This window comes from Marinobacter sp. NP-4(2019) (assembly GCF_003994855.1).
GTDB lineage: Bacteria > Pseudomonadota > Gammaproteobacteria > Pseudomonadales > Oleiphilaceae > Marinobacter.
In genome coordinates this window covers 970213-985779 of the sequence record NZ_CP034142.1, presented here as the reverse complement: position 1 = coordinate 985779, position 15567 = coordinate 970213, and the positions used below count along the sequence as shown (strand labels likewise).

Below are 15567 nucleotides of genomic sequence, written 5' to 3'. Positions count from 1 at the left end.
TTATAAGCAAATACCGTTAAAGTCACCCTTTGACACTGAAAATGGGGGCTGGACATTCTACACACGTACAATTACGTACTCAATCCAATGTCCGTTTATTTTAGAAGTAGCGGAGCCGGAATAATCTCCTAACCCCATTGTTTTTTAAAAGCTTTTACGAAAGGGGACAAAAAGAAACCCGAAACCCCGGGGATGCACCTCAAAACACATCAAAACCCGCTTAGCGGGCGAACCCACGACTCCCGGGAGCGTAAATCCGCGGGCAACTCTCGTAGCGCAGACCGGGCCACTTCAATATCTGCAAAGTCACCATAAAATACCACAAACCAATCCCGCCCCTGTCGCGTGGATCGAGTGTACCTCAGCCCTTCAACTTCCTTGTACTGGTCCAGAAAAGAGGTCGCGGTCCGCTCCTGAAAGCCAGCGACAAACTGCGCAGTCAGACCGCTTCCGGCACGCACCTGCTCAACGGGAACAAAGCTCTCCGGTCGGGCAGGTATAAAAGCCGCAACAACTTTCGCTTGGACCGTTGATTGTGACTCCGGTTCCATTTCTGGCTCTGGCTCTGGCTCTGGCTCTGGCTCTGGCTCTGGCTCTGGCTCTGGCTCTGGCTCTGGCTCTGGCTCTGGCTCTGGCTCTGGCTCTGGCTCTGGCTCTGGCTCTGGCTCTGGCTCTGGCTCTGGCTCTGGCTCTGCAACATTATTCGCCACTACGAGGGGCTCTACCACACCATTGTCGTCCCCTGTCTCTGCGGATGGCCGGGGCTCAGGGTTTTCAGGGCCGATGGTGATACTCTTGCGCACCCGCTCGGGTGTAGCGGTCGCTTCCTGCTTTTCCTGATTTACAGATTTGTCGTACTGTTGCGCCACAATCCACCAGGAGCCGCCAAGCAGCAACAGCGCCAGTGCGGGCCAGCGAAAATTAAGCAGTGGCTTCAAGCTCACGGATGATCTGGATCCGGACGCCGGAGTAATGTCCAGCCAGACCGCAGGGGTTATTCTCTGCAAGCGCGAAAAACTGCCCTGACTGAGCTGATGTATCTGCCTTAATCTGGAGGGACTGAGCAGGTCGTCCACCCGACCACCGGCCCGATGCACACGGGGCTCCAGATACGCCCGAACTTCCTCCTCCGTCAGAGGGCGCAAGTGCACCTGGTGAACACCGGTGGAACTCTCCCCCAACTTCAACATGCTGACCAGGTCGTTCGTGCCACTGAACACGGGCACTGCCGCAGAGCCCCGGTCGGCGGCCAGAAACGCCGACAACAATAACTGCAACAGTTCGGGAGAGGCGCGGTCGGCATCATCGACCAGCAACACCATGCGCTGCCCCTTACGAACCCGGGTTTCAGACCAGCGGAAAAAACCGTAAACGGCGTCACGGGAACTCTCGGATGACTCAATACCCTTATGGGCAATTGATAAAAGCCCCCGCGCCAGCGCGTGCGTGCTTGTCAGTGCTGCTGCAGGCAACCGGTGGAAATCCAGACGGGACGACTCACTCCGAACCAGCTCCGCCAGCAAACGGGTCTTGCCAGCACCCGCCGCCCCAGTTAGCAGAAGCGCCATATCTCCGAATCCACAGAGATGGCGAAGAGTCTCCAGAGCATGATGACGCATGGCATCCGGAAAAAAGGGAGTTTCCATCTCCAACGGATTAGCCCTCAGGCCGTAACGCTCCTGCAGTCTCGGAAACAGGCCACCGCCTTCCAGGCTGTTTAATCCTGAATCGTGCACAATCACTCCCTGCCGCACTCAGCTCACATGGAATACATTAATCAGGTGACGCCTGACAGAACTCCGCCAGGGTCGCAGCCAGGTTCTCCGGGTTCGCATCGGCCGTGACATAGGCGTCTCCCAGGGATCTGAGCAAGACCAGGCGTAGCGCCCCGTCAACGTTCTTTTTATCGACCGCCATCAAATCCATGAAGTGCGCCGGGGTCATTTCCGCTGGAGGCATCAAAGGCAGACCAGCTCTGGCAACCAGCTCGCGGACGCGGGCGACGTCTTCTCCGGAAATCATACCCTCCCGCAACGACAGATCGGCAGCCATGACCATACCTGTGCCAACGGCTTCGCCATGCAACCAATTGCCATACCCGGCAAAGGTCTCAATGGCATGACCGAAGGTATGCCCAAGGTTGAGAATGGCCCGAAGCCCCCCTTCTCGTTCGTCCTGGGCAACCACGTCCGCCTTGCAGGCGCAAGATCTGTATATCGCATCGACCAGCGACTCCGGAGACAGGACCATCAAGCGGTCCATTTCTGATTCCAGCCACGCCAAAAAATCGGCATCCCGGATCAGCCCATACTTGATCACTTCGGCCAGCCCCGCAGACACCTCCCTTGGCGGTAGGGTCTTCAGAGAATTCGTGTCGATCAGGACAACTTCGGGCTGATGGAAGGCGCCAATCATGTTTTTCCCCAAAGGGTGGTTGATACCGGTTTTTCCACCCACCGAGGAGTCCACCTGCGATAACAATGTGGTTGGTATCTGGACAAACGGCACGCCACGCTGATAACTGGCAGCGGCAAACCCGGTCATATCACCAACCACGCCACCACCGAGGGCGACCAGGGTGGTCTTGCGACTGTGGCGCTTTTCCAGCAAGGCATCAAAAACCAGATTCAGCGTTTGCCAATCCTTGTACTTTTCACCGTCGGGAAGCACCACCGAATCCACAGCCTTACCCGGAAAACAGGCCTTCGCCTGCTCCAAATACAAGGGAGCAACGGTTTCATTGGTTACGATCATGACCTGACTACCCGCCACATAAGGTGTCAGATCCATGCTGCCCAGCAGTCCGTCTCCGATAAAAATGGGATAGCTTCGGTCACCCAGATCTACCTGCAACTCCCTGACGGTGTTACGCATGATTTCGCCCCTCCTTCCTTACCTGCCGACGATGACGCGGAGTTTTCGGGTTCACCCGGTTGACCAACTGACGCACCACCAGCCTCGGACTCTTCCGGTCGGTGTGCATGACAATATCCGCCAACTTTGTATAGACAGGATCCCTCAGGGCAAACAGCTTGCGCAACACAGCCTCGGGATTATCGTTCTGCAAAAGCGGACGGTTCCGATCCCGCCGCGTTCTCTCAACCTGCTGCTCTATTGAGGTTTTAAGATAGATAACGGTAGCATCGCGCTTGAGGAGCTCGTGATTCTCGGGTTTCATAACGGCGCCGCCCCCCGTAGCGAGGACGGTTTCATGCTGTTCTGATAACTCTGACAGCATGGCCGTTTCGCGTTGTCGAAATCCCTCTTCCCCCTCAACATCAAAGATCCAGGGGATATTGGCACCACATCGCTCTTCAATAATTCTGTCCGAATCCAGAAAACGATAGCCCAGCTCTCTGGCAAGCATGCGACCAATAGTGCTTTTGCCCGCGCCCATAGGGCCAACCAGGACAATTCGTTTTGGCAATGACATAACTTCAGCTCATAGACGTTCTGGCGGGTGAGAATAGCACAGGGCGCCGAAATCCATAAGTTTCGCACATGTTCGGGCACAAAAAAGCCGCCGGTGTGAGGCGGCGGCTTTTTCGATCAGGAAGCTTACTGTATCAGATCACTCTTGATGATTTTGGGCGTGATAAAGATCAACAGTTCGCTACGCTCGTCGATATGCTCCGTCCGCTTGAACAGGCGCCCAAGATACGGGATATCCCCAAGGAACGGCGTCTTGGTGGTCTGGGTTGCCACTTCGGACTGGAAGATACCACCCAGCACAACTGTCTCCCCGTTACCCACCAACACCTGGGTTGTTACCTCATTGGTGTTGATTGCCGGAATACCCGCCGTGACCTCACCACGGGAATCCTGATTGACGACCAGATCCATAATGATCTTGTCGTCTGGCGTAATCTGCGGCGTCACTTCCAGAGACAGGGCTGCTTCCTTAAACGAAACCGACGTAGCACCACTGGAAGAAGCCTCCTGATAAGGGATCTCTTCACCAGACTTGATTTTCGCGGTCTGCCGATCGGCCGTCACCACTCGAGGCTGGGAGACCACTTCCGCGCGACCATCGGTTTCCAGTGCAGACAGCTCAAGGTCCACCAGGAAGTCATCACTTCCCCAACCGATGGCAAACGAAGAGGCACCCTCACCAGTAACGCCAAGGTCGACAGCCAGCGCACCGGGGAAGGTAATCGTATTATTGTTGCCCGCCGCAGCCTGCCGCGCTTCTTCAACCGCGCCCTGGGAGCCGCCGATGGACACCACATTATCACCATTCACATCAAACGCAGCGCCACCCCAGCGAATCCCGAGATTCTCGGCAACGTTGGTTTGCGCCCGCACGATCCGGGCCTCAATGGATACCTGGCGAACCGCCACATCCCAGGTGGTCACGAGCCGGCGAATCTCTTCCAGCTTTTCAGCGGTTTCACGAACGCTGATGGTATTGGTCCTCGCATCGGAGGAGACGAAACCACGAGACGAGATAAGTTCTTCATCAGCCTGAATCAGAGCTACGATATCCGCCGCCTTGGCATAATTGACCTGAATGATATCCAGACGCACCGGAGCCAGTTCGGCAATCTGTTTACTGGTTTCCAGCTCCAGCTTTTCCCGGGCCGCAATTTCGTCGGCCGGCGCCACCAGAAGGACGTTACCAATCTGGCGCTTGTCGAGACCCTTGGTCTTCAGGATCAGATCCAGGGCCTGATCCCAGGGAACATTTTGCAAACGCAGCGTGATGCTTCCGCTCACAGTGTCACTGGCAACCAGGTTCAGGCCGGTAAAGTCCGCAATCAACTGCAGAACCGAGCGCACCTCAATATCCTGGAAGTTGAGCGACAGCTTGTCGCCCGTATACGGAAACTTTTCTTCACGACGCTCTTCAGCTTCCTGCTCGCTCAGCCGTTCGACACTCACTGTAAACTGGGAACCGGATTGATAGGCGATGTAGTCGTAGTTACCCTCCGGGCGGATTTCGACAACCGCATTACCACCCTCGGTATAGGTATCCACCCGGGTAACCGGAGTGGCGAAATCAGTGACGTCCAGACGACGACGGAGATTCTCGGGAACGGTCATTCCGTCCATTGTCAGGCGAATCTTGCCGCCAAGTTCAGAGAGATCGACTGGTGCACTTGCGCTTCCCAGGTCGACAACCACCTGCCCTTCTCCATCCTTTCCGCGACGAAAATCCACCCCGGCCAGTGCTCCGTCACGAGCGGACGTCGGCGATGACGAGACTGCACTCTGTGAGACAGAACCGCCACTGGAGGCCACGGCAGCGGCACCACCTTCCCCACCGATCGTCAGGACCAGAGCATTACCCTTACGCACCGTGTCATAGGGGGTTAACTCCACCAGGTTAAAAATCAGGCGGGTCCGGTCCTTGGTTTCCACCACCGTCATGCTCTGGGCATTTCCGGAGCCGAGTGGCAGGCTTCGGCTATCCAGCCCACTGGTCGTCCCCTTCAGGTCAACCGCAATCCTGGCAGGCCGTTCTATGGTATAACCCGTAGGCTCGGGTGGCTGACCATCGAATTTCAACGTTACTTCAAGCTGGTCGCCAGGTAACGATGAAAACGACACGTCTTCCAGCGTGACCGCATTGGCCAGGCCGGACAACAACCCAAGAGCAATCACGCCGACGTATACATTGAGTTTTCTGAACATCGCTAGCCTCGACCCCAAACTTTTTTGTTCATGCATGGTTCTTTCAGTATTCATATTTTGCCGCCCCTTAGCCTTCGTCTTCTTCAAGAGACAGGGTACGAGGACGTTCAACCCATCCACCCCGGCCATTGGGAACGATTTCAATCAGTTCAACTCGAGTTTGGCTGATTCCGACAATCCTGCCGTAATTCTGACCCATGTAATTTCCGGAACGCACCCGGTGCACACCGCCTTCGCTATCGCGAATCAACGCGAAAAGGCCACCAGAGGCATCTGTCAGGGTACCCACCATATTCAGACTTTTCAGGTCGAAGTTCTCGAGCACCTCACGCGGGCGATCGAGGTCCGGCTCAACATCACTCACCGGCTCGTTATCAACCATCGTCAACTGCACATCAATGGGGGGCTCAAACGGCGCCCGCCTGTCCGCAGCCGAGTAACTGAATGCTTCGTATGCCTTGAACTCCGGCAAAGGTTCAACGTGACCTCTTGGCTTGGCTCTGGTATCAGCCATGAATTTGTCAAGATCAGAGAAACCATTTCCCTGGGAACAAGCCGTCAAAAGGGATACCAGACAAATACCCAGCCAGGCCTTTCCCGCATGCTGTCCTGCCATGCTCATTCTCCAGCCCGGTAGCGATAGGTACGGGCAACAACCTGCATATCAAGTCGCTCACCGTCCCCGCCAGTTGGTTTAATGGTTAAATCGTGCAGCGTCACAATCCGCGGCAAACTGGCCACACTACTGACAAACGAAGCCAGCTCATGGTAGGAGCCCGACACACGGATGTTAATCGGCAACTCCGAATAGAAATCACGACGCTGTTCGGGTTGGAGCTTAACCTCCTGCAATGCAAGACCACTGCCCAGCGCAGTGTTGGTAATATCCTCCAGCAACCCCGGCACCTCGGTTTCACTGGGCAACTGCCGCACCAACGCCCCAAAGGTTTCCTCCATTTCTTCCATCTGCGCCCTGAAGACATCAAGGTTCGCCACCTGGTAGGCCTTGTCTTCGTATTTCTTCCTTAATTCCTGCTCGGTACGCTCAACACGTTCCAGCTGCCCATACTGATCCTTAATGAAGAACCAGTAGCCGCCGCCCAGTATCAGGCCAAAGACAATCAGGACAACGATTGCTTTTACCGGTGCCGGCCAGATACCCGCGTTGTTGACATCAAGATCGTTGATATCAAATTCGTTAAGACTTTTGAGTGAGTCCGCGAGGCTCATTACTTATCCTCCCCTTCGGGCTCTGGAGTTTGTTGCTGAACCGACAGGTTGAACTGGCTGTAACCGGCTCGACGATTGTCCGCCGCAGAGACATTTGACAGGTTTGGATTGGTAAACCAGTCCGACTCATCAAAGCGCCGCATCAGGGTCGAAATCCGACTGTTGGATTCGGCCATACCAACGATATCAACCCGGTCACCGGTCTTCTTGAGATCGGTATAGTAGAGCCCATCGGGCAATGTCCGCACCAGCTCGTCAAACACTCGCACAATAACCGGTCGCTTGCCCTGGAGATCCTGGATCACCTGCATACGCGACAGCAGTTCATCACGCTTGCGTTTCAGGTTCTCAATTTCCTTGATCTGCTTATCCAGTTCCTTGGTCGCGGTTTCGATATAGGCGTTGCGTGACTGCTGATAGGCAATCCGGTTGTCCATATCCGTTTTCCAGAGAAACGCCAGGCCCGCAGCCACAATGGCGGCACCCAGTATCATCACGACAAACTGTTTCTGCTTTTCGGCCCGAAGCTCTTCACGCCATGGTCTGAGGTTAATCTTTGCCATCAGTCAAAGCTCCTCATCGCCAGCCCACATGCAATCATCAACGAGGGCGCATCACTCGCAAGCGCTGACGCGTTGACCCTGGAGCCTACGGACATATCGGAAAATGGGTTGGCAACCAGAGTCGGCGTTCCCGTTTTCTCTTCGACCATTTCTGTCAGGCCCTGTATCGACGCAGTACCACCGGCCAGAATCACGTAATCCACCGCATTGTACTGACTTGCACCAAAGAAGAACTGGAGTGCCCTGGCCACTTGCTGCACGACGGCCTCCCGGAAGGGGGTCAGCACTTCGGACTCGTAGTCATCCGGTAATCCCCCCTGTTTCTTGGCGAGCCCGGCCTCTTCCACAGACAAGCCATAGCGACGCTGGATCTCCTCGGTCAACTGCTTGCCGCCGAAAATCTGTTCACGGGTATAGACCGTCCTGCCGTCAGCCAGAACACTCAGGGTGGTCATAGTGGCGCCGATGTCGACGATGGCCACAACCAATTCCTCCCCCTGGGAGTCCAATTGAGGCTCAATCAAGGTGTAGGCCCGCTCAAGTGCGTAGGCCTCGACATCAACAACCTTGGTGGTGAGTGACGCAATCTCCAACGCGTCTTCACGGATGTCGACGTTTTCCTTACGGCATGCCGCCAGGAGCACATCGACCTGATCAGGATTGGTTTCGGAGGGTCCCTGCACCTCAAAATCGATAGCGACTTCGTCCAGAGGGTACGGAATATACTGATCCGCCTCCAGCGCGATCTGGTCTTCCATTTCAAACTCATTAAGGCCGCCGTCCATCTGAATAACCTTGGTTATGACGGCAGAACCCGACACAGCAACAGCGACCTGCTTCACGCCGGTGCGGGATTTGGAGGCGACGCGCTTGAGGACTTCGCCGACCGCTTCCACATCTGTGATATTTTTTTCAACAACAGCGTTAGCCGGCAAAGGCTCCACTGCGTAACTTTCGACCTTGTATCGGTCTCCGTTCTTTGAGAGTTCCAACAGCTTGACTGAACTGGAGCTGATGTCCACACCCAAGACGGCACTGGATTTTTTTCCAAACAATCCGAACACGCGCTCACCCTATACCTGGTTACATGCACCCGGTTACGTAACTTATGTGTTTTTTATTTAAGAGAATTTCTTCAGTTTTCCGTCTACAATGCGAGTTCTTCTTAAATTGAGAGACATTGCGACAGTGAAGCGACTCATCCTTCCTAAAGCAATTTCTCAAATGATAGACCTATATCCAACAGTTGTCAGAAAAAAATGTCTCATTTGTTGCGTACATCCCGCCTGTTTGCCTGGTTATTTATCACCGGACTCAGCCTTTCTACAATCGTAGCGTCAGGCTTCTATCTCTATCTGCGCCCCGGGCTTCCTCCCGTGGATCAACTTCTTGATATCAAGTTGCAGACACCGCTGAGGGTCTACAGCGCAGACAACAGATTAATAGCAGAATTCGGTGAAAAGAGAAGGGCACCGGTCACAATCGAACAGATCCCTACAATTCAGTTACATGCCTTTATGGCGGCTGAAGACGCCCGTTTCTACGAGCATTTCGGAGTCGACTTCAAAGGCCTGATGCGGGCTGCCATCGAACTGGTCTCCACCGGCGAGATCCAGTCTGGAGGCAGTACCATCACAATGCAGGTTGCAAAAAATTACTTTTTGTCACGTGACCGGACCTTTATACGAAAGTTCAATGAGATACTCCTGGCACTTCAGATAGAACGTGAACTGAGCAAGGAGCGCATTCTCGAACTCTACCTGAACAAGATTTACCTTGGTAATCGCGCCTACGGTATCGCAGCTGCCGCACAGGTTTACTACGACAAACCGGTCACCGACCTGTCACTGGCCCAGATGGCCATGCTGGCCGGACTGCCCAAAGCACCGTCGGCCTATAACCCCCTGGCCAACCCCGAACGAGCGCAAATTCGACGCAACTGGATTCTGGGCCGCATGAGGGATCTGGGTTACATCACGGAAGACGCCTACACCCTTGCAGCTTCCGCCCCCCTGACCGCCAGCTACAATGCCGCCGACACCGAGGTGGACGCGGACTTTGTTGCCGAAATGGCCAGAACAGAGATGGTTCAGCGGTTCGGTGACAAGGCGTACACCGATGGCTACAAGGTCACCCTGACCGTCGACAGCAAAAAACAGCAGCAGGCCACCCTGGCCCTGCGCAATGGCCTGGAGGCTTACGACCGGAGACATGGTTTCCGCGGTCCGATCGGGCAGATTGACGAAGCGGAACTCCAGCCCGAAAACCTGGAGGAGCTGATTGCAAACTACCCGCGAGTTGAGGCTCTGATTCCGGCCGTTGTGACTCGGATCAGCGACGAAGAGGGCGAAGTCGAAGTCTTTGCACGCACCCTTGGCAAGACAATCATGCCTTTTGAGACCATGACCTGGGCCAGACGCTATAAAACAGAAAACCTGACCGGCCCGAAACCGGAGAAACCATCGGACGTTGTCGGCATCGGCGATGTTGTCTACGTCAAACCCTCCGCTGACCCCGCCCTCGACACCATGGATGACGACTCATCCGCGGCAGATGAAGCCGACAGTCAGATCAACACGATCGACATCCGAACAGTGGGACTGGCTCAAATCCCACGGGCGGAAGGCGCGCTGATTTCCCTTGATGCGGATACCGGTGCCATCGAAGCGCTCGCGGGCGGCTACAGTTTCAGCCAAAGCAAATACAACCGCGCCCTCCAGGCGAAAAGACAGCCCGGCTCCAACTTCAAACCGTTCCTCTATCTTGCCGCCCTGGAGCGCGGTATGACGCCAGCTACAATCTACAACGATGCGCCCATCGTGTTTGACGACGAACAACTGGGAACATCATGGCGTCCGGAAAACTCCTCGGGGCGGTTTGAAGGGCCCACCCGCCTGAGAAAGGCGCTGTACCAATCAAGAAACCTGGTATCCGTTCGACTGCTACGTGATCTGGGCATCCAGTCCACGCTGGACTACCTGGAGCAACTCAAGATACCGACCGCAGATATGCAAAAAGACCTCTCCCTTTCTCTGGGAAGCGGCCTGCTAACCCCTATGGAAGTCGCCAGGGGCTACGCCGTGATCGCCAACGGTGGCTATGACGTTCAGCCATTTCTGATCCAAAGCATCTCTGACGTTAACAGCGAAGTACTCTTTAGCGCGCCAGAGGTCATTCTCTGTGACAGTGACTGCAACGACTTTGATAATAAGGAAATGGAAGAGAATGCCAGCAAACTCGACGAGCAGGATCGCTCAGTAATAGTTGCCCGCCGCCTGGCGGATGAACGAAGCGTCTACCTCATGCATTCCATTCTGAAGGATGTCATTACCAGAGGAACAGGGCGCCGGGCCCTGGCATTGGGGCGTAGCGATATAGCAGGCAAAACCGGCACAACCAATGAGCAAAGGGATACCTGGTTTTCCGGTTTCAACCATGACATCGCCACTACTGCCTGGGTTGGCTTCGATCAACCCGCCCCCCTTGGCCGCCGCGAGTTTGGCGCCAGCACCGCGCTGCCAATCTGGATGGACTACATGGAGGTTGCCCTTGAAGGCACCCCCTCATCACATATGCCGCGCCCCAACGGGCTCGTCAACGTACGCATTGACCCGGAAACGGGAAAACGCGCCCGCCCTGGCCAGGACGGTATATTCGAACTCTTCAAGGAAGAGGATGCCCCACCGCCCCTGGACCCGCGGGAGGCGTCCGGCAACGGTGACAATGGCAACGGTGACGACCTGTCCCGCCAGATATTCTGAGCTGTCACTCATCCACAAAAAAACCGGCGGGATCACCGCCGGTTTTTTTGTGCTCAGTCACTAACCAAGAACCTACTGAATGTCTTCCATCGACGTCAGCGGGTAGTGAGAGGGGTACGGGTTGCGAGCGACACCGGAATCCACCGCTGCGCGCGCAACCGCAGCCGGAACCACTTCCAGCAGACGCACGTCCATTGGTTTGGGAATGATGTACTCCCTACCAAACTCAAAGGTTGCCACATCGTATGCTTCACAGATTTCCTGCGGCACCGGCTCTTTCGCCAGCTCACGAATCGCGTGAACCGCTGCAACCTTCATTTCCTCATTGATGGCAGTGGCACGTACGTCCAGAGCACCACGGAAAATGAACGGGAAACCCAGCACGTTGTTCACCTGGTTCGGATAATCCGAACGACCGGTTGCCATGATCAGGTCATCACGGGTTGCCAGGGCAACTTCCGGGCTGATTTCCGGATCCGGGTTGGAGCAGGCGAATACAATCGGGTTCGGCGCCATCTTCTTCAACTGATCCGCACTCAGCAGATCCGGGCCAGACAGCCCCAGGAAGACATCCGCACCATCGATTGCGTCGTCAAGGGTACGACGGTCAGTATCGTTGGCGAACATCGCCTTGTACTGATTCAGATCATCACGACCAGAGTGGATCACACCCTTGCGGTCGAGCATGAAGATGTTTTCAGAGCGAATACCGCAGCTGATCAGCAGCTTCATGCAGGCAATCGCAGCAGCACCGGCACCCAGGCACACCACTTTTGCTTCTTCAATCTTCTTACCCTGAAGCTCGAGAGCGTTGAGCATACCGGCCGCAGTTACAATTGCGGTGCCGTGCTGATCATCGTGGAAGATTGGCACATTGCACTTCTCGATCAGAGCACGCTCGATTTCGAAACACTCCGGCGCCTTGATGTCTTCCAGGTTGATACCACCGAAGGTATCGGCAATACGCTCTACCGTTTCAATAAACGCCTGGGGGCTTTCGGAATCGACCTCGATATCAAAGACGTCAATACCAGCAAAGCGCTTGAACAGTACGCCTTTGCCTTCCATTACCGGCTTGCTCGCCAGGGGACCGAGGTTACCCAGACCAAGAATGGCGGAACCGTCGGAAATAACGGCCACCAGGTTACCCTTGGCAGTGTATTTGTATGCGTTCTCGGGGTCCTTCGCGATCTCGCGGACCGGTTCGGCAACCCCGGGGCTGTACGCCAGGGAAAGGTCGCGGGAGGTCTGGGTCGCCTTGGTGATTTCAACACTCAGCTTACCAGGCCGCGGCTTGGCGTGATATTCAAGGGCTGCTTCTTTCAGATCTTGAGACATTGCCACTGTTCCGTTTGTCACGTTTAAGAGGTAATAAACCGCCGGGACCCGTCCCAGCGGAGCGCGCCATTATGGCGCGAAGGTTCACATCAAACAAGGGCCGGTTGCGCAATTACTGAACAGTCAATAGGGCAAACTGCGTATAGATGAAGACTGACAGGCCCGCTGAGGAAGCCCAGACACAAAAAAAGCGCCGTTGCAGGCGCTTTTTCTGTGTCGAAAGCTTGAATCAGCCCTTCTTGCCACCGATGCGGCCGCCGAAACGCTTCTGGAAACGGTCGATACGACCACCGGTATCCATGACTTTCTGCTTGCCGGTATAAAACGGATGGCACTGGGAGCAAACATCCAATTGCAGATCATGCCCGATGGTGGAACGGGTCTTGATGACATTACCGCAGGAACAGGTAGCGGTGATGTCTTCGTACTTGGGGTGGATACCTTCTTTCATGGCGAACCTCTGTCGGTCATGCCGCCACCTGATCACGGGAGCTTCTTCACTCCAGGCGCCAGGCACCGCATGTTTGAATCAATTGAGAAGACGGGGCACAATCATGCCCTGCCGGAAACAGACCGCGAATCTTACTTGCAAACGCTACGGCAGGCAAGTCCCAACCCCGGGGGCAATCAGCCTGATTCATCGCCCGGGCCTGCGCGCAGGCAAAACCAAGGATACGCAAATACCGTGACAGCCTCACTACAGCGGAGTTCCAGTGTGCGGGAGCGCCCCCCGTTAACCGCGCGCATAGCCCTCAACCGACCTTTGAGGCGGCTCTTTGACTACCTGATTCCCGAGAACCTCACGCTTACACCGGGCCAACGCGTGAGCATCCCGTTTGGCAGGCAATCCGCAACCGGCCTTGTTGTCGAAACCGGCGTGAAACCACCCCGGGGCATCACCCTGAAACCCGTTCACTCAGCCCATGAACCCTGGCCCGCATTACCCACCGAAACCTTTCAGTTGTTGACCTGGGCATCGGACTACTATCAGCACCCGCTCGGGGAATGTCTGTTTACCGCCCTACCCCCGGCCCTGCGCCGTGGCAGGCCAGCATCAGAAAAACGGGATACCTGGTGGAAAGCCATCGCTGGCCCTGAAGCACTCGCTGGCAACGCTCATCGACAGAGAGCACTGCTGGCATGGCTACAGAAGCACCCAAAGGGCACAAGTACCTCAAACCTGACAGCCGCCGGTTTCACCCGAGAGCAAATCAGGACGTTACAGAAAAAGGAACTCATAGAGGAAACTGTAGCCGCAGAGGCCGGGGATAACCCTGGCAACGCCGACGTGGGAGGTGAGCAGCCGGGGCCACTTCTCTCACCCGCCCAACAGCTGGCCGCAGACCAGATCCCCTGCCCCAGCGACGGCTTCAGCGCTTCTCTTTTATACGGGATTACCGGAAGCGGCAAAACCGAACTGTACCTTCACTATCTGAAGCAGCAGTTAAGCGCCTCAGCCCAAGCACTGGTGTTGGTACCTGAAATCAACCTTACACCTCAGACTGTGGCCAGATTCCAGCGCTACTTCGGCAACCGCATTGTCGTCTGGCACTCAGCACTTAATGACGGCAAGCGCCTGTCGACCTGGCTGAAAATCCGCAATGGCGAGCCTGTTATCCTCATCGGCACCCGATCCGCCGTTTTACTGCCCTTTACCAGACTGCAAACGATTGTTGTGGACGAGGAACACGATAGCTCCTACAAGCAGGGGGAAGGCTTTCGTTATTCCGGGCGGGACATGGCAGTATACCGTGCGCACTTGAATCAGTGCCCGGTCATCCTTGGCTCGGCCACGCCATCCCTTGAGTCCTACCAGAACGCTTTGACCGGGAAATACCACCTGATCAGGCTTGAAGAGCGGGCGGGTAATGCAAAGCCGCCCACCATCGACCTCCTGGATATTCGCAGTCGCCCGCTGGAAGGCGGTCTGTCACGTCCCGCGATACAGGCGATCAAACAATGCCTGGCCGATGGGCAGCAGGCGCTGGTATTCGTCAACAGGCGTGGTTTTGCGCCAGTCATGATGTGCTTCGACTGCGGCCATATGGTGGAATGCCCTCGTTGCGACACGCGCCTGACCTACCATCGGCGGGACCGCGCCATGCGCTGCCACCACTGCGATTATCAGGCAGCTGCCACCGAGCACTGTCCCAAATGCCGCAGTGAGGCGTTCAAACCCGTTGGGCAAGGCACGGAAAGAACCGAGGACATATTGGCTTCAGCTTTCCCCGATACGCCGGTGGTTCGAGTGGACAGAGACAGCACCCAGCGCAAGGGCAGCATCCAGGGCATTCTGAAAAAGGTGAATACCGGGGAGCCCTGCGTGCTGGTAGGCACCCAGATGCTCGCCAAGGGCCATGACTTTCCGAACGTTACCCTGGTGGTCGTGGTCAACGCCGACGGCGGCCTGTTCAGTGTGGATTTTCGCGCCCCGGAACAGCTCATCCAGACGCTACTGCAGGTGAGTGGTCGCGCCGGCCGTGGTGAAAAATCCGGACAGGTATTGGTCCAGACATGCCACAGCGATCACCCCATACTGAAATCGTTACGTCAGGGGCAGTACCTCACACTGGCCGATCAATTGCTGACGGAACGGGAAACCGGGCAGTTTCCCCCGTTCCGCGCCATGGCCATATTCAGGGCCGAGGCAGATACCATGGCCAAAAGCCTGGAACTACTGGACATGATCAAGCCCCAAGCCAACAGCGTGCCTGGCATTGAGACCTGGGGACCACTACCCGCTCTGATTGCCAGGCGCGCCGACCGCCACCGAGCCCAGCTGGTGCTCTGCTGCGACAATCGAAAGCGACTGAATCATGTTCTGAGCCATCTATGCCAGAGCCTGGACCAGCAAAAACTACCCTCGGGTGTGAAATGGATGATTGATGTGGACCCTCAGGAAACTGGCTGAGAATCGGCCACAAATATGACATCATTTTACATTTCGCCGGCCAACTCCGCCGTAACCTCTCGATTCCTGTGCTAATATCCTGACAATCTATCAACATTACATTAGGTGACAAAATCATCTATGCGGTTCT

Annotated in this window: 12 protein-coding genes; 2 read left to right on the top strand and 10 right to left on the bottom strand. The window is 55.7% G+C overall.

What is annotated here, in order from left to right:
• Positions 1-209 precede the first annotated feature (209 nt).
• From EHN06_RS04445 to EHN06_RS04410, 8 genes are all read right to left on the bottom strand, one after another.
• On the bottom strand, positions 210-1736 hold the full coding sequence (locus EHN06_RS04445; RefSeq protein ID WP_127330534.1) for an AAA family ATPase: 1527 nt from the start codon (positions 1734-1736) through the stop codon (positions 210-212).
• A gap of 37 nt (positions 1737-1773) precedes the next feature.
• On the bottom strand, positions 1774-2874 hold the full coding sequence (gene aroB / locus EHN06_RS04440; RefSeq protein WP_127330532.1) for a 3-dehydroquinate synthase: 1101 nt from the start codon (positions 2872-2874) through the stop codon (positions 1774-1776).
• Positions 2867-3433 carry a shikimate kinase AroK gene (gene aroK, locus EHN06_RS04435; protein WP_127330530.1) on the bottom strand — a complete coding sequence of 189 codons (567 nt, stop codon included), beginning with the start codon at positions 3431-3433 and terminating at the stop codon, positions 2867-2869. Before aroK ends, aroB begins: the two co-directional genes overlap by 8 nt.
• Before the next feature lie 125 nt (positions 3434-3558).
• On the bottom strand, positions 3559-5634 hold the full coding sequence (gene pilQ, locus EHN06_RS04430; protein WP_206075723.1) for a type IV pilus secretin PilQ: 2076 nt from the start codon (positions 5632-5634) through the stop codon (positions 3559-3561).
• Positions 5635-5701: 67 nt separating this feature from the next.
• The gene (locus tag EHN06_RS04425; RefSeq protein WP_127330526.1) at positions 5702-6250 is read right to left on the bottom strand and encodes a pilus assembly protein PilP; all 549 of its coding nucleotides are present in this window, start codon (positions 6248-6250) and stop codon (positions 5702-5704) included.
• Positions 6251-6252: 2 nt separating this feature from the next.
• Positions 6253-6864 carry a type 4a pilus biogenesis protein PilO gene (locus EHN06_RS04420; RefSeq protein ID WP_127330524.1) on the bottom strand — a complete coding sequence of 204 codons (612 nt, stop codon included), beginning with the start codon at positions 6862-6864 and terminating at the stop codon, positions 6253-6255.
• Positions 6864-7427, bottom strand: coding sequence for a PilN domain-containing protein (locus EHN06_RS04415; RefSeq protein WP_127330522.1), 564 nt, complete (start codon positions 7425-7427; stop codon positions 6864-6866). Before EHN06_RS04415 ends, EHN06_RS04420 begins: the two co-directional genes overlap by 1 nt.
• Positions 7427-8491, bottom strand: a complete 1065-nt coding sequence (locus EHN06_RS04410; RefSeq protein ID WP_127330520.1) for a pilus assembly protein PilM — start codon at positions 8489-8491, stop codon at positions 7427-7429. Before EHN06_RS04410 ends, EHN06_RS04415 begins: the two co-directional genes overlap by 1 nt.
• A 195-nt stretch (positions 8492-8686) precedes the next feature.
• Between EHN06_RS04410 and EHN06_RS04405 the strand changes: the two genes are divergently transcribed.
• The gene (locus tag EHN06_RS04405) at positions 8687-11188 is read left to right on the top strand and encodes a penicillin-binding protein 1A (RefSeq protein ID WP_127330518.1); all 2502 of its coding nucleotides are present in this window, start codon (positions 8687-8689) and stop codon (positions 11186-11188) included.
• Between the two features lie 72 nt (positions 11189-11260).
• Here the strand turns inward: EHN06_RS04405 and EHN06_RS04400 are convergent, their stop codons facing one another.
• Positions 11261-12526 (bottom strand): malic enzyme-like NAD(P)-binding protein, encoded by a 1266-nt coding sequence (locus EHN06_RS04400; RefSeq protein ID WP_127330516.1) that lies wholly within the window; start codon positions 12524-12526, stop codon positions 11261-11263.
• 229 nt (positions 12527-12755) lie between these two features.
• Positions 12756-12977: a 50S ribosomal protein L31 gene (gene rpmE / locus EHN06_RS04395; protein WP_127330514.1), complete on the bottom strand. Its 222-nt coding sequence runs from the start codon at positions 12975-12977 to the stop codon at positions 12756-12758.
• 264 nt (positions 12978-13241) lie between these two features.
• On the opposite strand from rpmE, the gene EHN06_RS04390 reads away from it, so the two are divergent.
• Positions 13242-15437, top strand: a complete 2196-nt coding sequence (locus EHN06_RS04390) for a primosomal protein N' (protein WP_228257408.1) — start codon at positions 13242-13244, stop codon at positions 15435-15437.
• Positions 15438-15567 lie beyond the last annotated feature (130 nt).